Consider the following 21576-nt stretch of genomic DNA (forward strand, 5'->3'; position numbering starts at 1 on the left):
TCGCAAAACAGTAAAACAGGCGGCGCATTCTATCACGCTGAACGCGGGTGCGCACCTTCATGAAACGGCCAGTTGAACGGGCTGATCAGGTCGAGCGGATAGCGTACGCCCTGTTGCCAGCGGCGTACGCTTTCGGCAACCAGGGGCGAACGCAGGTTAGAGGCCGACAGAATCTGCTCTGGCGCGACCCACCAGCAGCAATCAATGTCGCTGTCCTGCGGAGCCGTTGGCTGGATATCGTCCAGATCCACGCCAAACAGAAACCGCACAAAAGGCGTATTATCCGGGGCGATCCACTGGTTTATGCCGATAAAATACTGCATTTCGGCCCGAATGCCGGTCTCTTCAAACAATTCCCGTGATGCGGCTTCATGCAGCGTTTCATCGGCTTCAAGATGACCGGCAGGCTGATTCCAGGTGGCGATGCCGTTGACGCGTTCTTCAACGACCAGTAATGCACCCCGAGCCTGAACCAGGCACGCGACGGTGACATGCGGTTTAAACATCGATCCTCCTGAATTGTTAACTTAAAGTTATGGAAATGATAATGGCAGTCAGTCTTGTGCGCTGATATCGCGCCAGGCACCCGGAGCCAAATTGCCCAGAGTAAACTCGCCCATGGCATAGCGCACCAGACGCAGGGTTGGAAAGCCAATATGGGCCGTCATACGTCTGACCTGACGGTTACGACCTTCAAAAAGCGTTATTTTCAGCCACTGTGTTGGAATGGCTTTGCGCTCGCGAATCGGCGGCTGGCGCGGCCACAACCAGTCGGGCTCAGCCACTTTTTCGACGCCAGCCGGTAACGTCGGGCCATCTTTCAGATTAACGCCATCGCGCAAAGGTTGTAGATCGCTTTCCTCAGGCGCGCCTTCCACCTGCACATAGTAAATCTTGCCGGTGCGCTTGCCGGGCTGCGTCAGCGCCGCCTGTAGCGGGCCATCGTTAGTCAGGACCATCAGTCCTTCGCTGTCGCGATCGAGTCGGCCCGCCGCGTAAACGTCACTCACGTCGATAAAATCTTTGAGGGTGCGGCGGCCAGCTTCATCGGTAAATTGCGGCAGAACATCAAAGGGTTTGTTGAACAGAAGCACGCGGCGGACGGCAGGCGGCGATGACGGCTTGCGATGCACAGGACGTGTTTGTCGGCTGAATCGTTTATTTGGATGAGAAGTCTGATTAGTTTTTCGCATACGCTTTGCAGTCTGGAACATTCAGCGCATTATAACGCGAAATTGCGGTGATTGGCGTGGCGTGAATATTCAAGTAGTATTGACGCGCATCTTACAAATCATTAACAAAAAATCGCTCGAAGGAGAGGTTAATGGAAAGCAAAGTAGTTGTTCCGGCGGAAGGTCAGAAAATCACCCTGAATCAAGGTAAACTGGTTGTCCCAAATAACCCGGTTATCCCTTACATCGAAGGGGATGGTATCGGCGTTGATGTGTCACCAGTGATGCTGAAAGTGGTTGATGCCGCTGTGAAAAAAGCCTACAACGGCGAGCGTAAAATCTCCTGGATGGAGATTTATACCGGTGAAAAATCGGTTGAACTCTACGGTCAGGATGTCTGGCTGCCGCAAGAAACCCTCGATTTAATCAAAGAATACCGCGTAGCGATCAAAGGCCCACTGACCACGCCAGTTGGCGGTGGCATCCGTTCTCTGAACGTTGCGCTGCGTCAGGAACTGGATCTGTACGTTTGCCTGCGTCCGGTGCGCTACTACACCGGTACACCAAGCCCGGTAAAACGCCCTGAAGACACGGATATGGTGATCTTCCGCGAAAACTCCGAAGATATCTATGCCGGTATCGAATGGAAAGCGGGCACGCCAGAAGCGGATAAAGTCATCAAATTCCTGCGTGAAGAAATGGGCGTGAAGAAAATTCGCTTCCCAGAAAACTGCGGTATCGGTGTTAAACCGTGTTCGGAAGAGGGCACCAAGCGCCTGGTCCGTGCAGCAGTGGAATACACCATCACTAACGATCGTGATTCACTGACGCTGGTACACAAAGGCAACATCATGAAGTTCACCGAAGGCTCCTTCAAAGACTGGGGTTACCAGTTAGTGAAAGACGAGTTCGGCGGTGAGCTGATCGATGGCGGCCCATGGATGAAATTCAAAAATCCAAACACCGGTAAAGAGATCATCGTAAAAGACGTGATCGCCGATGCCTTCCTGCAGCAAATCCTGCTGCGTCCGGCAGAATATGACGTTATCGCCTGTATGAACCTGAACGGTGACTACATCTCTGACGCCCTGGCGGCGCAGGTGGGCGGTATCGGTATTGCACCAGGCGCAAACATCGGTGACGAATGTGCGCTGTTCGAAGCCACCCACGGTACGGCACCGAAGTACGCAGGTCAGGATAAAGTGAACCCAGGTTCCGTGATTCTGTCCGCTGAAATGATGTTGCGTCATATGGAATGGTTCGAAGCCGCAGACCTGATTGTTAAAGGCATGGAAGGCGCAATCGCTGCCAAGACCGTGACCTATGACTTCGAACGTCTGATGGATGGCGCTAAACTGCTGAAATGTTCAGAGTTTGGTGACGCGATTATCGCGAATATGTAATCCAGAATTTGGGTTAAACGAGAACGGGAGCCGGTTGGTTCCCGTTTTTTATTGAAAGCGAGGTTGGATGAACGGCTGCATGTGGCGTTGCCGATAAAACGCCGTCCGAGGGGAACGCTGGCTTCGCCCTTCACGTTTTATGCTATATACTGCGCCCGCAGTTTTCCGCCAGTCTGCGTGACTAAGAAGCATGCGCTTCTTGCCTTGACCACACGGAAAAGGGGCCGGGGGCACAGTAAGGATAATGAGGCGTCAGTCAGGACCACTTATGAGTAAAATCGCAAAGCAAAAAGCCGCCAGATTGTTCCTGTCGCTATGGAGGTTGACTGGTTATCGCGTCAAAAAAATTGACCGCTTTTCTGAGCACCATGATCTCAAAAGCATCGCAATTATTTCGAACACGGCACTTGGCGATTTCATGTTTAACACGCCCGCTATTGGCGCGATAAAAGATCGCTGGCCCGATGCCAAAATCATCATGGTGATTCAGCCACGTAATCTTGCGCTGGTGGAAGGAAGCCCCCTGATTGACAAGATATTATACTGGGACGGAAAAATCGGCGGTATGATGCAACTGGTCAAATCGCTGCGTAAAGAGCAGGTTGAAGCGACCTTTATCCTGCATTCGCGCGCACCCTATGACATTGTTGCCGCCTCGCTGGCCGGGTCTGACTACATACTGAAAGACGTTTATTACGCGGACTACCAGGGCAAAGAAAAATTTATTCTGGAAAATTGTTTGTCCGCGTTTCATGACAACCGAAAGCACGGCAATATTCATCTTATCCGTCAGAAAAAAGACCTGTTGAGTGCTGTCGGTATTCCGATGCCCTCAGAAGCCATGTTTATTCCGGCGCCTTTCAAGCGTCAGGTTAATCACGCGCCGGTCATTGGTATTCATGCTGGCGCATCCAGTATGGAGCGATGCTGGCCTGACAACTATTATTCACAGCTCATCGATACCTTAATTTCCCGACATGATGATCTGACCATTGAACTTGTAGGTGCTCCGGGCGAAAAGGCCCTGAACAAACGCATCATTGACGGCATGAAAGTGCCCAGTGAGCGGGTCAAAAATGTGGCGGGCACCACAAACCTCATTCAACTGGCGGAAAAGATCAGCGGCTTTAAAACGCTGGTGGTGGGCGATACCGGCCCCTTACATCTGGCTGTAGCCGTGCAAACGCCGACCGTGGCGTTGTTCAGTGATCAGAATGCGATTGATGGCGCTGCGCCTGTTCAGGACAGCACAATGCATCAGGTATTGCGCCCTGCAGAATCACATGCGGGGCTACGTGCGATTCGTTGTGATGACGTTTTAGCCGCTGTTGAACGTAATCTTTCAGCGTAGTCATCCTGTCTCGGGGGCCCGGCACGGTCTGTACGTTTATCGCCGTAGCCGGACCACACAGTGTTACAACGCTGTGTGAGTCTCTATCGCGTCCGCATTACCGTAGATATGAATCGCGTTCTACGCAGCGTATCGCCGGAAGAAATAACGGGAATGAAACAGACATGAACGCTCGCGATACGACCATTAGATCTTCATCGCCTATTTCGACGCTCCGTCTCATCTATCCATTTAGCGATTGCAACTAATGACGCGTGGCGATTAATTTTTTCATCCATTTTTTACGAAATAGTCCCCTCGAGGGCAATAACGTGATGCGCCGGTCATACTGTAATCGGGCAGGCATAAAATCCTCATCTCTTCTCTGTCATCTTTACCTCTTTCATATTGACCTTGTATTGCATTTCAAGGCTGCTGTAATGTCAGTTCATCCTCAGTTTAAATAGGTCGCTGTTATTTTTTTCGGAAATTTAAACGGATATATATTTAAATAAAACTGCACTTCATGCATGGGCTGTAAGCTATCCGATATGGCTATTTTGCTATTTTTAGTAAAGCCATTTTCTAAATAAATGCTTAGATGGGTAACTGACTTATAATGGTTTTGCTTCATGGGTTTTTCATTGAAATATTAAGGTTTAATTTCGACTGGCCGACAGTTTTACTGATTTTGAACAATAAACGCATAAGATGATGATGTAGATTGATTGGGTGAAGTTTTTACCCCTTTCCCAAACTTATTCAACGACAGAGAAACTTAATCAGCGATGATATACATGGATTAATGGCATTCAAAGTGAATGGCTGATATGTCACAGCAGGTGCCACTTTTAAATTAAGAATTGATAACTCAACGGTTTGACCGTGGAGTATTGCTTGTGCGCTGTCTGATTTTAATCATGATTAGCAAATCAAAAGACATTCACAGTTATGGCCGTTAAATTTTTCAGAGTGAATTTAAAATAACATAAAGGAGCGATATATGTGGTTTTTCAGAAATGCAAAAATGATCCCATGGAGTCTGAACGGTCATCAGCCCGGAGATGTTCTTTCTATGGGGGCAGTAGAAATCAATCCGGACGTTACGGAGGCGCAAAAAAAATACAAGGTAGCGATGCGCCTTTATCGGGTCGGATGCGATACCGGCATAATACACTGGTCCGGTGGTCCATTTGTCAGCCCTGGATACGTATTCATTAACTACAACGGTACGCGAAATATTTTTCCTTATGGAACTACGGCTGACAGGTTCGACACTGTCGGCGACTTCCTGGAGTATCAAAAGGAGAATGTTAAAATTTACCATAATCTTGTCGAGGACGGTATAATTAATGAAAACATGTTTATTTTGCCCATTAATGGCTATCTGTTTACCGAGGCAATTATGGAAATTATGGTGTATGAAAACGAAGAAGATGAGAGAGATAATATCGAATATGGAAGTTTCCAGTTGAATGCCGTGTTTTGCCCGCTTACGAAAAATTAAAAAGATAAAAACTGCGCTTCATTGAAGAAAGAACCTTGTCAGAGGCACTGCGTTTCAGTGCCTCATCAGCGTTCCATATCATCTCTCTTTGTGCCAAAAATAGGTAATTCAGCTACTTCCCAACTGTCGCGCGAAGCGTGCTGCGATGTTTCTCAACGTTACCGTTCTGATCAATCACTTCATATTCGACGTTTGCGCCGGGATTAACGGAAGTGGTGACGGGAACCACAATATCAGACAGCGGTGCGACCATAATATTTCTCAATACCGCTTTTTCCACTTTCGCGTTCAGGCTCATATACCAGGGCGTAGGGTTAGAAATCATGATTTGCTGGTTTTGTCGGGTAAAGCGTAGTTTTTGTGCATCTTCCGGCCGGGGTGCACCCAGCCCTGTCGGACGTACAAAAACCTTCAGGCGAAGACGCAGCGGCAGAACGACTTTTTTATCGCGCTGGTTGTCAGATTTTTTGAGCGCCGGTATCTGGTAGATATTCAGCCAGTACAGGGTTTCTTTCCCGGGGGGCAAACCAGCGCGTGAGGTGAGCATCAGCTTTATAGAGCGTAATTCGCCGGGCTGCATTTTCAAGACCGGCGGCATAGCCATGACTGGTGTTTTGCTCTTCTCTGGCGGGGCATAGAGATCGCCGTCATCTGTCCAGATTTGTAAAACGGCAGGGCTGTTTTCACTGTTGACCAGATTGACGGATTGCGCAATCTCGTTGGCGTTGAAAATAATGCGGGTTTTATCAATGTTTACAACGGCAACTGCCTGCGTTGACAATAACGCCGTGAGTAAATACAGGCTGCTACTGAAAACTGACCACCACTTGTAACTGTGCATTAACGGTTCCTGAAGTGATAACTTGTCCGGGAATAGCCTCAAGGGAGGCAGTAAAATCGCCGCTGTAGATCTCACCGTTGTCTGATGACGTAAGTGTGGTTAAATCTTTATAGGCATACCATCCACGCGTATTGCCTGTGCCGGTACTGCTTATATCGGGCAACAGGTTGAGAGGAGTACCGGCACTATTGTAGATTTTTATCCCTACGCCAGAGGCTGAACTGCCGTTGCTTTCCCCATAATTTGTGTCAAGCAGCCAGGTTAATCCACCGCTACTGGTGGTGAGACCCAGCGTCTGAGCCATGGCCACAGCCTGAGGCTGATTTACCAGAAAACCCATTGCGACGTTGGCTGATGTCACAGTGGAATTCTTGATCCCGGACGTTGCCCCGGTCTCGCAGCGGAGGGTAATGGAAAAAGGCGCCTGGCTGTTGCCTCCAGCGGCTAAAACACCCACGCTGGTTAATGGCAGAGAGACGACCGCGGGGTAATCGTACACCTCGCAGGCTGCGCCGCGAACATAGGTGACTGTCTTCCACGAACTCCAGCCAACAGGCCAGTCATAGTGCCAGCCATTCCACACCGTGGAATGATCCGCACCGGGATAAAGATTATTACTTTCCAGTCCAGGACCTTTAAATGCAATATATCCGCGGGGTTGATTGTTTGTCTCAAAATAATAGTTGTCACTATTGACGTAATGTTTACCTTCATCGATTTTAAATATTTCGTAGAGCACACTGCTAAATATACTGGCCGGGATGTATATTTTTTGCCCATCGGTATACCAGTCGCTGGCACTAAGCTGCCGTGCTTTCCAGTAGCGGCTGTAATATTCACCCGTGGTAAGGTTGGTCAGTCTGACCGCCACATTTTTGAACTTATCAAAATAAGCGCCTTCAACCTCGCTGGTGGCATATTTACCGGCTTCTTCTCTGTCGCCATTCGTGGAATACATTTCAAAGAGTTTATCCGCATCACCCATGTCGCAGCGGTACAGAATCTGATTCGGCGTAAACGCATCCCTCATCGGGTTGTTGAGCGGATGGCCGACCGCACTGGCCAGCAACGTCCCCGAGGGCTGAAACAGCTTGCCCGAATTGATATTGATGATTGCAGGCAATGCCAGCCGCCCTGTGCACTCATCACAGGCACCTTCCCATCCCTTTGCGGTATAGCCGGCATCTTTAGCGGCCTGGGAAAGCTGGCCCTGACTCGTGACCTTTGTGCAATTCGCCAGAAGTGGAAGCGGTACCAGTAGGGTAGTGATTAACAAAAGCAGGATTCTTGTGAACACGCGCTACTCCTTATTACATAAGCCGGTAAGCTGGATCAGGTGATCGTCTTGCTTTCCGGTAATTTGATAATTCACCAGGCAGGTTTGTTGACCATCGTTATCCCAACTGACTTTAAGTGTGCCGGAGTCGTGGGGGACACGTGCATAAAGCTGACCACCCTGACCGACGACACCAATAACCGTGTTGTTGGCATCACGAACTTCAGCGCCCATAGGGGGCGTTTCCCCCGCATTACTGGTGAGCGAGATCAAGACAGCTTTGCCTTTGATGGTGGCGAAATTTATCCGTACAACAGCCCCCGCATAGGGGACCACACGTTGACTACCGCCGCTCAGTTCGGCATCGGCATTCATGTCCAGCGTGTCCAGACTGATGTTATTTTCGCGATAGGCACTGAGTGAGGGCAAAATGGCATAGCCAAAGCGATCGATGACAGCTCCCTGACCATTTCGTACCAGCGCGCCCTGTGCGCCATCGGCCTGAACCAGGGCGAATGTCTCACTGCTGTATGGGCCAAGTGTAATGCCGCCCCGGTGAAGCACCACGGTGCCGGATGCCCCCAGCCCAGCCTGACGATAGTTTTCGCCCTGACCATAGTTGGCGCGAACAGCGCCCAGACGCGTATTTTGCTGAACGTTTCCGCCGAAGTTCAGTGCCTGTCCACTATTGCCATTGCGATAATGTTCACTGCCGCCATAGACAGAATAAGAAATATCATTGTTGTCACCCGCCGATCCTGACAGGGACAGCGATGAGCTACGTGTTTGTTTTGACTGGTTATAGTAATAGGAAACAGAAGAGGTGTTGTTCCAGGCAAGAGGCATTGAGATATTAAAGGAAAAGGTGTTTTCGGTATAACGTTGCGCGCGAGTGTCGTCCTGGCGATTGAAGAGATCCAGATCGGATCGCGTTGTATCCCAGGTCGTGCGCTGACGTGCGACGTTGAAGCCGTAACTGATCTTTTTCCAGTTGTTGTTATAGCCAAGCTGCAACTGAGTGATGCGGGATTTATTGTTGTAGTAATCGGCTGTGCTGGCGCTCAGGGTAAACATACCGACGTCATCAAATGACTGCCCCAGGGTTGCGGATAACCGGTTACGCTGGTTCATCGAATCGGAGTAGTAGCTGATACCTGTGTCATTCTGCCTTCTGACGCCCAAAACGTCCTGCAGATCGCGAAAACCGCTGGTGGAATAACGGTAAGCGGCTAAAACCAGATTTGTCCCGGTTTCAAAGGTTTTGCTGTAGCTCAGTTCGGCACGCCAGCCGGTCGTTTTTTTGTTTTGCTCAACGCGTGCTTGTGAAAAAATGGTGTTCATACCTACAGCACCGACCGGTGAACCCCATACACCGCCTGCCAGCCATGCCTGATAATCTTTTGCGAGGCGTGAACCGGCCGTCGCCGTGAAGCGGTTACTGATGCCGCGCTGTAAAACCCCTTCAAAAAACGTGTTTTCTACGCTGTAATACTGACGTACACGTCCCAGCGCCAGACCGTATGTCCAGTTTCCTGGACGAACAGAATCCGGTACAGAAGAGTAGGGCACCGTAAAGGTGGAACGCTTACCGTTAGCTTCGATGACCTCAACCTCAAGGTCTCCCTGACCGCTGGTGTTATACAGGTCGTCGATGACAAAAGGGCCGGGGGGAACGCTTGTCTCATAGATCACGTTATTAAGCTGACGCACGATAACGCGGGCATCGGAAGTGGCAACACCCTGAACTTCTGGTGCATAACCCCGTTTGCCCTGTGGCCACATGCGTTCATCAGAGGCGAGTTTGATACCGTTGAATGCAAGGCTACCGAAGAGGGAGTTACTGGTGTAGTTATCACCTAAAGCAAGCTGACTGTTTATCCCCTCTAAAGGCCGCTGGACCCAGCTTCTGACCTGGTTGTACTGGTAACGGCTTCCGGTTCTGCTGTTACGCAAATAGCGCATATTGCCCTGATGACGGAACTGCCATTTTTCCAGATTGGTGCCTGCCGTTATTCCGCTCCACAAATATTCATATCGGTAATTTGACGAGCGATTTTCTGACCAGGTGAAATTGGTGTTGTGGCGCAAAAATAATGCCGTAACGCCCTCATCCCATTCCGATACGGGGATGTAGCCACGCGGAGTCCGGTTCAGGCTTGCCATAGGTAATGTAAAGTGCAAACGAAGCGATGCCTGATCGAAACGCCAGCTGCCCGCTTCTGTCCAGCCGGATAAAGGCCGACAAGATGCTGTCGGTTGTCCGGTGCGCAGGGTTTTTATTTGCAATAGCGTTACGATTTCTTCAGACAGACAAGGTTCTACTCCGCCCTGGTCGTTAAATTTCCTGAAGTTTATTTTTACCCCAGATTTAATCATTTTACTATTGAGGTAAATATCAACCAGGTAATTTCCCTGCGCAATTTCATTTTGATTGAATTGTTCGAGGTTTTTCCCAAATGTCGCCCCTTGAAAAAGCGAGGTGTCAAAATAATATTCTTCGCTGCATACACCGTAAGAGAAACAGGCCGACACGGTAAAAGCTATGAGTTTCGGACTAATTAACTTCAACCGTAAAGTTTTCACTGATTTTAGCTCCCTGATCATTAACTGCCGAGACTGTAATCACCCCTGAGCCCTTAAGGCGTTTACTGTTATTGAACCAGTAAGTTTGCCGGGAAAAGGGCGAAACCATATCCGCATCTCGCTTTAAAGACTGATTACCCACTTTTAATACAACGTCTACTAATGAAGCGTGCCAGGGTTGGGGGTTATCAATTTCAATACCCATACCCTTATTCGCCTGATAGAAGGATGTGACCTTTATACCTTTAAGGATATTTTTAGGCGCGCCAATGCTTTTAGGGCGATAAAACACCTTCATGCGGTTACGTAATACCACCAACATTGCATTTTGCGCGTTATCTTTGGCGATATTAGAAGGCGGAATCTGAAGTGTATTGAACCAGTAAACGGATTCACGATCCTGGGCTTGTGAGACGGCATTTTTTAATATTATCTTGGCAATTTGTCCGGCTTTAGGCTGAATGCGAAATACCGGCGGCGTTATGATAAAAGGCGTGTTTACCTGGCCATCCGGCTGAGAATCTTTATTGCCGTTATCAAACCAGCTCTGAATAACATAAGGAATAGCATCATTATTTTTAAACTGCACATCTACTGAGCGCGCCTGTTCAGGATAAATAATCCTACTGCCCATAATCGTCACGCTGGCATTAGCACAAATGGGAAGTAATAATGCCGGAACTAATGCCAGCGAAACTTTTAAAGCAAATAAGTGTTGGCGAATAAACATAGACAGGTTCTCAATCATTTATTGTGCACTCCGCTTTATGGGAGTGCACCGGGTAAGGATTACTGATAAGTCACGGCATACTGAAGTGAAGCGCTGATGGTACCCGCAGTGGCCACATCAGTAGCCAGATACTGGGCAGAATAGGTCGCTGATTTTTCGGTTTCGCCTGAGCTCAGGGTCAAATCACCGTCACCGGTATAGGTGCTGGTTAAATTAATTTCTTTACCTGCCGGATCCAGCAACTGGATTTCGACGTTTTCGGCATTACCACTGTTTTTCAGGTTACCGGCAGCACTCACATTGTTACCCACAAACACGGTGGATACACGGGTGGAATTTGTGGACCCGGTACAGCCGCTGATCGACACGGAGAAGTCCGTCTTACCGGCAACTTTTCCGCTCGTATCTAATTCATTCACGGCCACGGTTGGCATGAGTACAAGCGGGGCGCTTTCATTACCATTCACACTTACTGAACAGGTTTCATCGCTCACTTCGCCCTGAAAGTTAATAGTGTTAGCAGAATTTGCCAGTGCCTGTCCTGATACCAGAGCCGTGCTGATTAACAGAGGTAAGATCATAGCCTTAGTATTTAACATGATTGTATTTTCCTTTTACATTATTAACTGGAGAACAACTGATTCAGGCTGGTTCCCGTCTTGCGGCGCACTGAATCTTTTATGCAATAAATCTTTTTTACGCCAAGGCGCATTTTTTCTGAAATTTCACCCAGAGATAATCCATGACTCACCAGTTCCAGAAAATTAACCTCATCGCTGGTTAACGGATTAACACCTTTTTTTTCACCTCCTTTTAAACCGTAATAACATGCGTTTATTGATTTTTTCATCTCGGTAATCCCCGTTCCCGGATAGATCACCGTATTGATGCTTTTGTCCTGCTGTTTCCAGAAGGCTGCTAAGGATGCCAGGCGGCGATCGCAAATCAGAATAATAATTAAACCTGGAGACTTCAGGTAGTCGAGCCAGTTGTGATTAGTAAAGTAGCGAATGTTGTGTGCGGAAAAGTCTACAAAAATGCAACCTTTCATATATAAGCTTTCATAACGGCCAGTGACTACTGACAAAATTCCTTTAACTAAAAAAGAATTCCTTGCTGGCCAGATGGCTACTTTCTGTATCGGACAGCGTTTGATTTCTGCTGTAAGTTCATTCACTAATTCGCATCGATAGCGGCAGCTAAAACAGGAAATCCTTTCTCGTGTAATCCTTCTCATAAGCTGATTCTGATGCTCTTTAAGAAAGGTGAGGTAAACATAGCATCATTAAGCTTTATAACTCAACGCGTTGGAAAGGCGCAGTGTATAATATGTGCGGAATAATCCGAAAGAGTTATGTTTCATTTTTGAGCGGTGTCGAAAAGAGATTTTTCTCACAACAGGGCAATTTCATACGAACTGTCAAAGATGGCACTTTTTTTCGAAAGTAAGATAATTCCGCGCTTTCCAGGATTTTTCAATTAATTCTTTTTAAACGATCAATAAAATTATCGCACTTTAAGATAAAATCACTTTTCTAGTTAATTTCCTGTTATGGTTATATTTAAATGATAATAAATCATGGTGTGATGTTAAAATCCCTAGTGTTGGTAATTAATAATGCCGAAATTTTGATGTTATATTTATAATTTATGCTTAAATGTTATCTTGATTAATTTTTGCGCAATAATGCACGAGATACGCGATGGGGGTTTGATCCATACGTGTTCATTTACAATTGGAGAACTTTTCTTAAACTTTTTGACACTGCTGTAATGTTTCGCCTTCGTTTGTAAGGTATGAGACCATAAATGCAAACTTGATGAAAAGCTATCACAATATTTGGCCTGTCAGATCAATGATAATGAGAAGACAGCATTGCCGTTTTAAGGCCTCGATAAGAAGCTATGTTGCGCTTATGTAAATTGCCTGTAATGGTGTGTTCTGAATTATAAGGCAAAGTTCTGATAACCGCGGGCTATCACACTAAACAATAATAACAATTTGCCGCATCTGCCCTTCAGCGTGACTATGGGGATATGAAGACATATCGTATTAAAGTGGGTTACCACAATCCCTCTCCACTTACATTCATGCAACTGGATGAGCAGCTTGCTGATCACGCTTTTTACAGCGCGCGTACCGATGCTGATAATGGCGGGTTTCGCTATTTCCAGGAATATGAGTACCAGTCTGATTCTGCCGATTATTGTTCAGTGTGTTCCCTGGCTTATCATCACGCCTGCCAGGTCCGAAAATGTCCGCTGGTGCTGGTGGAGGTAAAAGAAGATAGCGCCGGATGACAGGCGCTATACATAAAGCCTGTCCGGGACAGGTCGCAGTATCCCTGTACTTCCTCGGTATTCAAATTTTCCCGGCTGGCATACACTGACCACGTATACAACGAGGGCTAAGCGATGCCATCCATCAAACACATAACCTCCGATTGCTGTATTGTCGGTGGTGGCCCGGCAGGTCTGATGCTGGGATATTTATTGTCACGTGCCGGTTTGCAGGTGGTGGTGCTGGAAAAGCACGCTGATTTTCTGCGCGACTTTCGTGGCGATACCATTCATCCCTCCACCCTTCAAATCATGCACCATCTGGGCTTACTTGATGCGCTGCTCACGCTGCCGCATCAGCGCGTCGAAAAACTGCAGGCAGAAATGGGCGGTGAAGAGGTCACGATGGCCGACTTCTCCCGCCTGCCGGTGCGTTGCCGCTTTATTGCCTTTATGCCGCAGTGGGACTTTCTGAATTTTCTGGCGGAGAAAAGCGCGCAGTTTTCAGGTTTTACACTGCTTAAATCGACCGTTTGTCGTGAGTTGATCACCGAGAATGGTCAGGTGTGCGGCGTACTGGCGGAGCAGGCAGGCCAGCCAATGGAAATTCGCGCCCGTCTGGTGGTGGGAGCGGACGGACGGGATTCCGTTATTCGTGCCCAGGCCGGGCTCAGCAGCCAGCATTTCGGCGCGCCGCGCGACGTTCTCTGGTTCCACCTCAATAAACAGCCCGACGATCCGCTGACCGGCATGGGCCATACCGGCCCGCGCAACAATTTTATCGTCATTGATCGGGGGGATTACTGGCAGTGTGGTCTTACCATTCCCAAAGGCCAGTTTGAGGCCTTACAGGCGCAGGGGCTGGATGCGCTTAAAGACACTATTGCGGCGGTTTCGCCCTTTGCCGCTTCACGTCTGGCGGAGGTCGACAGTTGGGAAAAACTCAAACTGTTGTCTATCCGGATAGACCGTCTGGATCAATGGGCAAAACCGGGCGTGCTGTGCATTGGCGATGCGGCGCATGCTATGTCACCGATCGGCGGGGTTGGGGTTAACCTGGCGATTCAGGATGCGGTGGCGGCGGCGAACCTGTTAACGCGACCACTGCGCAGGGGAACGCTGAAGTTAAGCGATCTCCATAAGGTCCAGAAACGCCGTCAGTTTCCTACCGTGGCGACCCAGTTCCTGCAAATTAAAATGAGCAGCAACAAGCCACGTGCCAGTGGGCAAAGCAAGATGCCCGCCATGATGCGTAAATTCCCGTTTCTGCGCTTCGTATTTGGCCGGCTTATTGGTTTAGGATTCAGAACGGAAAGGCCGAGGGAATACCGTTGACAGCTCGCTGTCTGCCTGACAGTGAACAGTCGGCGCTAAAGGCTGAGCCCTCGGGCCGCATGGCGGAAGATGCGCAACGTTATACCCGCGAGCCATAGCCCCAGGCTATAAAAGACAGCCAGGCTGTGTCTGCTGTCTGGTGGGTTTTTGCATCCGGCGTTTTGCTGCCACGCGGTATCCGGTTTTTCCCCCTGACACGACCTGCTGCGTAAAGCCCTGCGGCGCGTTTAGCGACTATTCCAGTGTACGTGCCTTAGCCGCGTGAGTGCTCCCGTCCTGTCAGGCATTCATCGCTTTACGTACTGTGATGCGTAAAATATTCAACGGGTAAGAAACTTCACGCCCGGCTGGCCGAATGTCCTGATGACGCAGCAACTCTTTACATACAGTGTCCAGCGGTATATTGCTGTCGGCACTGCACGCAGGGCAGGGCGCCAGGGTGTGATGTGATTATTTTCGTCCGGGAGACAAAATCGTATCGGCTGAAATTCTATACTCTCACTGTCAACGCCGTACTGATTTTGCATAAATCCCGGAGGAACCCTGAATGGAAACGCCTCTTTCACCCGTAAAACACTCAAAACGCGCATTGATTGCGGGTGCGGTAGGCAACTTTATCGAATGGTATGAATTTGCCATCTACGGTTTCCTCGCCACAATTGTTGCGCACAATTTTTTTCAGCTTCAGGGCGAGTCAGCGCTGAGTGGCCTGATCCTGACCTGGGCGTCCTTTGCCATTGCGTTCTTTTTTCGCCCCCTTGGCGCCCTGGTGTTTGGCCGACTGGGCGACCGCCTGGGCCGCAAGCCTGTCCTGATTACCGTCCTGATATTGATGACGCTGGCGACCACCGCTATCGGGTTAATTCCTACCTATGCGACGGCGGGCATTCTCGCGCCCGTGCTGCTTACGGCACTGCGTATCCTGCAAGGGTTATTTGCCGGCGGCGAATATGGCGGGGCGGTGGCGCTGATGACCGAATTTGCGCCGCGCGGTCAACGTGGACGCTATGGTGCCTGGCAGTCGCTGACCGTGGCGTTTGGCCTGTTGGCCGGCGTGGGGCTGGTGGCGCTGCTGTCCTGGCTGCTCAGCCCGCAGGCGATGCTGGCATGGGGCTGGCGCATTCCGTTTTGGCTGGCGTTACCGCTGGGCCTGGTTGCGCTATGGTTGCGTCTGGCAATCACAGAAACGCCGGACTTTGTACGCCAGCAACAGCAGCGCGTCAGGGCTGCACCGCGCCAGACGATAAAAATTATTTTCCTGGCGATCGCGCGCGTCATGCTGTGGTCCTCCGCAGGCTATACCTGTCTGGTGATCATGCCCGGCTATTTGCAGTCGGCGCTACATACCGGTATGAATCAGGCGCTGCTGATTGCCGTGATCGCTAATGTGGGCTTCGCATTGACAATTATCCCGGCGGGCATCGTCAGTGATCGCGTTGGTCGGCGTCGTGTCTTGGTTAGCGCCAGCGTACTCCTGCTGCTTATGGCGATGCCGCTATTGAAAATAGTGCAGGCGGATGGCGTGAGTTTGCTGCTAAAAGCGCTGGTGGTGCTGATAGCGGGGGGACTGGTTGGTTTGCTCGCCGGGCCGGGGCCTGCAATGCTGGCGGAAATGTTTCCAACAACGGTACGTTATACCGGGCTGGGTGTCGCCTATGCGTTATCCAATGCGGTGTTTTCCGGCTGTGCGGGTTTAATTATTACAGGGTTGATTAAGCAGACGGGCAATCTGGATATTCCGGCCTGGTATATGATGGCAACGGCACTGGTTTCCATCCCGGCCCTGATGACACTCAATAAAGACGACCACACGCGGGAGCTGACATAAAGGAAAAACGGGAGCAAACGCCCCCGTTTTGAACTTACTTACGACCGAGCAGGAAGCCCAGTACGACGCCCACACCGGCCGCGACCGCCAGACCCGCAAACGGGTTAGACTGCATCTGATCTTTGATGCAGTCGGCGGCATCGCGTGCGGCATAGGATGCCTGATTGGTGTAGCGGCGGGCTGCACCACGGGCGCGGTGACGCGGCGAATCGGTGACTTCACCCCATTGTTGCTCTGCGGCACCGGCGACTTCTTTTACGGCATCTTCAATTTTTCCTGACATGCTTCATCTCCTTGGTTATCACAGTCATTTAAAGCGTAGCAAACCTTCGCCACTGTGCTGCGTTTAGACGCATTAATCGTCTGTCAGGGAGGAATTGACCAGATGAAAACTCCGCCTGGTGATGGCCATCGGACTGGCGGAAGGCGCGGAGAGACGGGCATGAAGCGGGCAGCGTGCGTTAACGCCACCACGCGAAGGGCCGGGCGAGGAAAATTATTACCAGCTGTTTCACCTGACGGGATGACGTGGATGGGATCGCGTGTTGGGATACCAGCTCACCAGAAAATGCCGCAGATGGTCAAAGCACCACTCGGCATCCCCGGCCTGCTGGCAGTAATACTGAATCGTGATTTTTTCATAATGGCGCTGGCGCTGCTGTAGCGGTGACCAGCCCCAGTCGAGTACACAACGGGCAAAGTTCACCAGCGTGTCGGCTGCCAGCGCGTGCTGCTGCTCTTGTTCCTTCAGATAGTCATAAAAGGCGGCTTCTAGCTGGAGTGCCTCCTTGTGAGAACAGTGAAGGAGTTCGGGCCGAAAGGCGATATCAATGAATCCGCATACCGCGTTTTCCTGCTGCTGCCAGTCGCAGGCCAGGGTCATAAACAGGCCTTCCTGCAGATTCACCTCTTCCAGTAAACGTTGCAGGTTAGGGGAGTGACGAATCACGGCGATCTCGTCCAGCCGTTCTGTCTCCAGGGTCAGGTCGATACCGCAGGGATTAACAGAGCCATCTGCATTGCGGGTAGCAGGGAACGGGAAATCAATATAACCGTTGTTATCCAGCCGTTTTTCCATGATGAGCCTGACCTGTCGCTTGACGTTTCCTGACACTATATCACGCAGTGTCAGGATTGCCTGCTTTACGGACAGGTCCAGGTAATCATGGTGTCCTGATAAGGGTTGATCAGACGAAACTGTTTATCGGACAGGCGTTGCGCGTAGTAACCTTCAGACGTCACCGCAGAGGGGACATACTGAAAGCGATCCAGCGACTGAAGCGGCCCGCTCTGCACGTTTACGCCATCCCGACTGACGCTGAACGCGGTGACCAGATCGAATACCGTTCCCTGCGTTTGCCCCAGTGACTGACCGTAAATTGTGCTGACGTCGCCCGGACACTCCACACCTTTCGGCGAAGAGGAACAGCCTGAGAGCAGTGCCATAAAAATGAAAAATCCTGGTCGCAACATAGCCTGCTCCTGCCCCGGTCCATAGAATGAATGATCGATTTTAGCCTGAAACGCGACAAATAACATGATCATAGCGTTTACGCGCGCCGGGTTGATTTGCCGTTTGTTCAATCGTTAAGCAGTGGGAATGTAAAAGATGACTTTCGGTGCAAATAAACGTTATTCTTGCCATCTTTGCGCGTCGCTTAAGCAAATTCAGGGATAAAAGATGAAAGAAGAAGAAGCCAGTCTAATGATTATTCGCCATGCCATCGATGCGCTGGACGCAGAGAAAAGGCAGCAGGTGATTGCCTGTGCGGCAGAAATCCGCGATGTCATGAGCAGTTTCGACAACGAACCTGCCGGTCTGGCCTTGATGCTGGTCGCGGCGGAGGTTGCGGCAGAGTAAGTTTCATCCGTCGCGCCTGGTATCCGCATGCGCGAGTGTCATCCCGCTGGCGGCAGCCAGTCACGCGTCTCTTACGGCCTGATGTGCCGTTTTTTATTGCGCGGTCGCGCTCACCGCGCGATGCTTTACCCCTGCTTACAGCGTCTTAGCGCCACCTGACATGTGGCCGCCCTTATTTTCAGTGGAGGAATCAGATGAAAGCAGCCCGTCTTGCCCTGTGCCTGATCGCCGGTTTCAGCGCATCCGCATGGAGCGAAAGTGAGTTTCAGATCCAGTGTCCCGGACGTCCCGTTATGACCGTCTCGCGGGCGCAATATGGGCTCAGCACGCTCTACTGGCCGAAACAGCATTTCCAGATTGCCGCAGGCCAGCTGCAAACCCGCACGGATAACGGCGACAAGGTCGCGATTACACGCTTTCGCAACGGCGATCAGTTGATTGTGAACAAAAGCAATCTCGACACCTTCTTTGTCTACCATGACAGCGACGATCTGATCCCGTGCCGCCGTACCACGACGCGTGAGGTCGATGCGCTGAGCCTTGAGCGCTATGATGATCGCCAGCGCAACGACTCCTGACCCGCAGCGATAAGGAAGATAAATGCAGATTACCCTGACTGACACGGTGAGCAGTAAGGATCTGGATGAAATCCGGCTGGGCCTGAATGCCTGGAACAATCAGTTTTACGATGCTGACCTGATTAAACCCCTTGGGCTGTTCATCTGCGATGCGCAGGGCAGGAAACTGGCCGGATTGACCGGCACGACCACCGGCAACTGGCTACGCATTGATTTACTCTGGGTCGCACAGGCGCTGCGTGGGCAAGGCACCGGTCGCCAGTTGGTGCTGGCGGCTGAGCAGGAAGCCCGCCAGCGCGGCTGCCGTTTTGCACAGGTGGATACCGGCAGCTTTCAGGCAAAGCCGTTTTACGAAAAGCTGGGTTACCGTGTCCGGCTGACGCTGGGCGAGTACATTATGCATCATCAGCGTCACTATCTGACGAAAACGCTATGCTGAGGGCAGCGCCTGCTGCCGCAAATCCAGCGGGTGCTGCTCAGCCTCATCAATCGCGGCCAGCCAGCAGGGCAGTGTAACCTTTTGCCAGGACAGATGACCACGCGTGGTGCTCATCAGCACCACATCGGGACGCAGGCTACGGTAAAGCTCCAGCGACGCCGCCAGTTCGGCAGGATTGCTGTCGGGTACCAACACGGTTACCCAGCGGTCATGATCACGCGTCAGCGTATCCCCGACAAATAAATAGGTCGGCCCCTGCGGCGAATGGTAGAGGTAGCTGCAGCTGCCGGGTGTATGGCCGGGCGTGGGCAACAGATGAAAATCACCGAAATGGGTTTCCTGCTGGGTAAAAGTATCGTCCGGCTCCACAAAGCGGCTGATTTGCCCGAGCGAGCGGCTGTGACAGTACAGCGCGCTGCTAAAACGCTTCTGGATTACCGCTGCGCCCGGTGCAGACTCATGCCAGTGAGTCAGATAATGGCGAATCACGCCGTTCTCATCGGCCAGCACTTCATGATCGAGCGGATTTTCCACCCGGCCAATCAGTAAATTACCGCGCGGATGGCGCAGTAAAAACCCATGCATCATGATATCGACGGCATCGTCTTCCGGAAACTCCGGCGTAGAGATCCACAAATCGTCATACAGCGGCTTCAATGTCGATCTCCTGCAACTCCAGTTATGTGCGCAATACGGGATGCCCGCTTGCCTGTAAACTGACCTGTCCCTGATGTACCGCTAAGGTCGCCCTGGCACCCAACGGCAGGGTCACGGTGTCAGGGCCGTGACCGAAATCCAGATCGCTGATAACGGGCAGACCGCTCAGATCGCGGAGGTACTGCCAGACCGTGGCGAAGTCAAACCCGTTATCGTAGTCGGACAAGGCGGTGCTGGTGAAACTGCCGGTGATAATCGCCCGTTGCTGCGCCAGAATCCCACACTGGTGGAGCTGCAGCAGCATACGTTCAATCCGGAACGGATGCTCATTCACATCCTCAATCACCAGAATGCCGTCTGTGATGGCCGGCATCCACGGCGTACCGATAAGCGAGCTGATCATCGCCAGGTTTCCTCCCCATAACGTACCGTGCCAGGTGCCGTTATCGGGCGTGTCACTTTTCCAGTTCACACTGACTGTAGGTGATGTCAGCGCCTGCCAAAAGTGCTGCAGGGTAAATTCGGATAAAACCGCAGCGCCAAAGTTGCCCGCCAGCATCGGCCCACTGAAGCTGATTATTCCGGCGTGTTGCAGTAAGGCCAGTTGAATCACGGTGAAGTCGCTGTGGCCACATAGTGCCAGCGGCTGGTCCGCTAAGCGGCGCTGTAACGCGGCATAGTTGATTGAGGGCAGCAGGCGCGTGGCACCGTAGCCGCCGCGCACTGCCAGCACAATATCAGGTAAGGTCGCCAGATCGGCCAGCGCATTGATATCGTCTAAGCGTTCCGAATCCGTACCGGCAAAACGTTGAAAGCGCCGTGCGATTGCCCCCGTATTTTCAACCTGGTGCCCCGCTGCGTGCAGGCGTTCAACCCCCAGATGGGCTGCAGGCTGATTGTGGCAATAACCTGAAGGGGCGATAAGACGGATTGAACGTGACGTCATAGTAAATTCCTGAAATTAGTCAGTGACAGACGTCACGATAATGACGAAAAAGTGCCAATAAGTCATCCGACTACTGTAATTAGGATAAACGGTAATTTTGCAATTTACCCTGCCAGGTATGATAGCTTCCGCCACTTCTGCGACGAGATAAAAAATTGCTTAAAATTCGCTACTTTGTCATTTCAGCATTATTGCTGACAGGCTGTGCCAGTGAACCGCCGCATACGTATGTTAAAGAGAAGAATACACCGCTGACGCAGGCACCGCCGTCGCGTATTTCGGGCACATGGTCACTCTTTACCGAAAGCGCGGCCAGCCAGTACGGGGTGGATGAGAAACTGATTAGCGCGATTATTAATGTGGAATCCGGAGGAAATCCGGGCGTGGTCAGCCGTTCGAATGCTGTCGGGTTGATGCAAATCAAAGCGGCAACGGCCGGACGTGAAGTGTACCGTACCCAGGGGCGCCGGGGTCAACCGACCACCGCTGAGTTACGCGATCCCGCCAGGAATATTGAGATCGGCACCGCCTATATCAAAATCCTCCAGCAGTCTGCGCTGTCCGGCATCCGCGATCCACTCACGCTGCGTTATGCCACGATTGTTTCTTACGCTAACGGTGCCGGGGCATTGCTTCGCACGTTCTCGCGCGATCGTGACCGCGCGATTGCCATGATTAACGCCATGACGCCGGACGAATTCTACCAGCACGTGCAGAACAAGCATCCGGCTGCTCAGGCACCGCGTTACTTATGGAAAGTCACCACGGCCTACCGGGCTATCAGCTGAGTCGCGTTTTTTCTCCTCACCT

Annotated in this window: 23 protein-coding genes; 10 read left to right on the forward strand and 13 right to left on the reverse strand. The window is 51.0% G+C overall.

The genetic code is table 11. The features are described 5' to 3' along the window. Nucleotides 1-32: 32 nt before the first annotated feature. Nucleotides 33-506 carry an NUDIX domain-containing protein gene (locus C1N64_RS10355; protein WP_033737534.1) on the reverse strand — a complete coding sequence of 158 codons (474 nt, stop codon included), beginning with the start codon at nt 504-506 and terminating at the stop codon, nt 33-35. Nucleotides 507-554: 48 nt separating this feature from the next. Continuing rightward, on the reverse strand, nt 555-1214 hold the full coding sequence (rluE, locus tag C1N64_RS10360) for a 23S rRNA pseudouridine(2457) synthase RluE (protein ID WP_394515476.1): 660 nt from the start codon (nt 1212-1214) through the stop codon (nt 555-557). Nucleotides 1215-1324: 110 nt separating this feature from the next. On the opposite strand from rluE, the gene icd reads away from it, so the two are divergent. The 3 genes from icd (at nt 1325) to C1N64_RS10375 (ending at nt 5412) form a co-directional block, all read left to right on the forward strand. Next, the gene (gene icd / locus C1N64_RS10365) at nt 1325-2575 is read left to right on the forward strand and encodes an NADP-dependent isocitrate dehydrogenase (protein ID WP_033737532.1); all 1251 of its coding nucleotides are present in this window, start codon (nt 1325-1327) and stop codon (nt 2573-2575) included. 268 nt (nt 2576-2843) lie between these two features. Next, on the forward strand, nt 2844-3926 hold the full coding sequence (locus C1N64_RS10370; protein ID WP_324028570.1) for a glycosyltransferase family 9 protein: 1083 nt from the start codon (nt 2844-2846) through the stop codon (nt 3924-3926). Nucleotides 3927-4908: 982 nt separating this feature from the next. Further along, entirely contained in the window at nt 4909-5412 is a 504-nt protein-coding gene (locus C1N64_RS10375; RefSeq protein ID WP_172912352.1) for a hypothetical protein, read from the forward strand. A gap of 112 nt (nt 5413-5524) precedes the next feature. On the opposite strand, the gene C1N64_RS10380 is transcribed toward C1N64_RS10375, so the two are convergent. The 6 genes from C1N64_RS10380 to C1N64_RS10405 are packed head-to-tail and all read right to left on the reverse strand — an operon-like array spanning nt 5525 to nt 12019. Beyond that, on the reverse strand, nt 5525-6253 hold the full coding sequence (locus C1N64_RS10380; protein ID WP_324028569.1) for a fimbrial assembly chaperone: 729 nt from the start codon (nt 6251-6253) through the stop codon (nt 5525-5527). Next, the gene (gene stbD / locus C1N64_RS10385) at nt 6219-7550 is read right to left on the reverse strand and encodes a fimbrial usher protein StbD (protein WP_324028568.1); all 1332 of its coding nucleotides are present in this window, start codon (nt 7548-7550) and stop codon (nt 6219-6221) included. The genes C1N64_RS10380 and stbD overlap by 35 nt, the downstream gene beginning before the upstream one ends. A gap of 3 nt (nt 7551-7553) precedes the next feature. Further along, the gene (locus C1N64_RS10390; RefSeq protein ID WP_394515477.1) at nt 7554-10133 is read right to left on the reverse strand and encodes a fimbrial outer membrane usher protein; all 2580 of its coding nucleotides are present in this window, start codon (nt 10131-10133) and stop codon (nt 7554-7556) included. After that, nucleotides 10084-10842: a fimbria/pilus periplasmic chaperone gene (locus tag C1N64_RS10395; RefSeq protein ID WP_205955406.1), complete on the reverse strand. Its 759-nt coding sequence runs from the start codon at nt 10840-10842 to the stop codon at nt 10084-10086. The genes C1N64_RS10390 and C1N64_RS10395 overlap by 50 nt, the downstream gene beginning before the upstream one ends. Nucleotides 10843-10901: 59 nt before the next feature. Then, nucleotides 10902-11441, reverse strand: coding sequence for a fimbrial protein (locus tag C1N64_RS10400; RefSeq protein WP_039341028.1), 540 nt, complete (start codon nt 11439-11441; stop codon nt 10902-10904). A gap of 23 nt (nt 11442-11464) precedes the next feature. Continuing rightward, nucleotides 11465-12019, reverse strand: coding sequence for a LuxR family transcriptional regulator (locus C1N64_RS10405; protein ID WP_367143156.1), 555 nt, complete (start codon nt 12017-12019; stop codon nt 11465-11467). 860 nt (nt 12020-12879) lie between these two features. Between C1N64_RS10405 and C1N64_RS10410 the strand changes: the two genes are divergently transcribed. The 3 genes from C1N64_RS10410 (at nt 12880) to C1N64_RS10420 (ending at nt 16285) form a co-directional block, all read left to right on the forward strand. Then, nucleotides 12880-13143 (forward strand): hypothetical protein, encoded by a 264-nt coding sequence (locus C1N64_RS10410; RefSeq protein WP_054634156.1) that lies wholly within the window; start codon nt 12880-12882, stop codon nt 13141-13143. A gap of 114 nt (nt 13144-13257) precedes the next feature. Continuing rightward, nucleotides 13258-14457, forward strand: coding sequence for an FAD-dependent oxidoreductase (locus tag C1N64_RS10415; protein WP_394515478.1), 1200 nt, complete (start codon nt 13258-13260; stop codon nt 14455-14457). Nucleotides 14458-15004: 547 nt separating this feature from the next. Further along, nucleotides 15005-16285, forward strand: coding sequence for an MFS transporter (locus C1N64_RS10420; RefSeq protein ID WP_394515479.1), 1281 nt, complete (start codon nt 15005-15007; stop codon nt 16283-16285). A 34-nt stretch (nt 16286-16319) separates the two neighbouring features. Here C1N64_RS10420 and C1N64_RS10425 read toward each other — a convergent pair whose 3' ends face one another. The 3 genes from C1N64_RS10425 to C1N64_RS10435 all read right to left on the reverse strand — a co-directional run bounded on the left by C1N64_RS10425 (nt 16320) and on the right by C1N64_RS10435 (nt 17758). After that, the gene (locus C1N64_RS10425; RefSeq protein WP_006119721.1) at nt 16320-16568 is read right to left on the reverse strand and encodes a glycine zipper domain-containing protein; all 249 of its coding nucleotides are present in this window, start codon (nt 16566-16568) and stop codon (nt 16320-16322) included. 228 nt (nt 16569-16796) lie between these two features. After that, nucleotides 16797-17363 carry a hypothetical protein gene (locus C1N64_RS10430; RefSeq protein ID WP_033737522.1) on the reverse strand — a complete coding sequence of 189 codons (567 nt, stop codon included), beginning with the start codon at nt 17361-17363 and terminating at the stop codon, nt 16797-16799. Between the two features lie 65 nt (nt 17364-17428). Beyond that, on the reverse strand, nt 17429-17758 hold the full coding sequence (locus tag C1N64_RS10435; protein WP_033737760.1) for a hypothetical protein: 330 nt from the start codon (nt 17756-17758) through the stop codon (nt 17429-17431). A 208-nt stretch (nt 17759-17966) separates the two neighbouring features. On the opposite strand from C1N64_RS10435, the gene C1N64_RS10440 reads away from it, so the two are divergent. The 3 genes from C1N64_RS10440 to C1N64_RS10450 all read left to right on the forward strand — a co-directional run bounded on the left by C1N64_RS10440 (nt 17967) and on the right by C1N64_RS10450 (nt 19163). Beyond that, nucleotides 17967-18146, forward strand: a complete 180-nt coding sequence (locus C1N64_RS10440) for a hypothetical protein (protein ID WP_006119718.1) — start codon at nt 17967-17969, stop codon at nt 18144-18146. A gap of 194 nt (nt 18147-18340) precedes the next feature. Beyond that, entirely contained in the window at nt 18341-18724 is a 384-nt protein-coding gene (locus C1N64_RS10445) for a hypothetical protein (RefSeq protein WP_033737521.1), read from the forward strand. Between the two features lie 22 nt (nt 18725-18746). Next, nucleotides 18747-19163, forward strand: a complete 417-nt coding sequence (locus tag C1N64_RS10450) for a GNAT family N-acetyltransferase (protein WP_205956322.1) — start codon at nt 18747-18749, stop codon at nt 19161-19163. Here C1N64_RS10450 and C1N64_RS10455 read toward each other — a convergent pair. Beyond that, entirely contained in the window at nt 19155-19820 is a 666-nt protein-coding gene (locus tag C1N64_RS10455; RefSeq protein WP_033737520.1) for an MBL fold metallo-hydrolase, read from the reverse strand. The two genes, C1N64_RS10450 and C1N64_RS10455, sit on opposite strands and share 9 nt — an antisense overlap. A gap of 22 nt (nt 19821-19842) precedes the next feature. After that, on the reverse strand, nt 19843-20766 hold the full coding sequence (gene ldcA, locus C1N64_RS10460) for a muramoyltetrapeptide carboxypeptidase (RefSeq protein WP_394515480.1): 924 nt from the start codon (nt 20764-20766) through the stop codon (nt 19843-19845). A gap of 155 nt (nt 20767-20921) precedes the next feature. Here ldcA and emtA point away from each other — a divergent pair, with 155 nt between their 5' ends. Then, nucleotides 20922-21554, forward strand: a complete 633-nt coding sequence (gene emtA / locus C1N64_RS10465; RefSeq protein WP_006119712.1) for a membrane-bound lytic murein transglycosylase EmtA — start codon at nt 20922-20924, stop codon at nt 21552-21554. The last annotated feature ends 22 nt before the right edge of the window (nt 21555-21576 follow it).

This window comes from Pantoea sp. SGAir0215 (assembly GCF_043543215.1).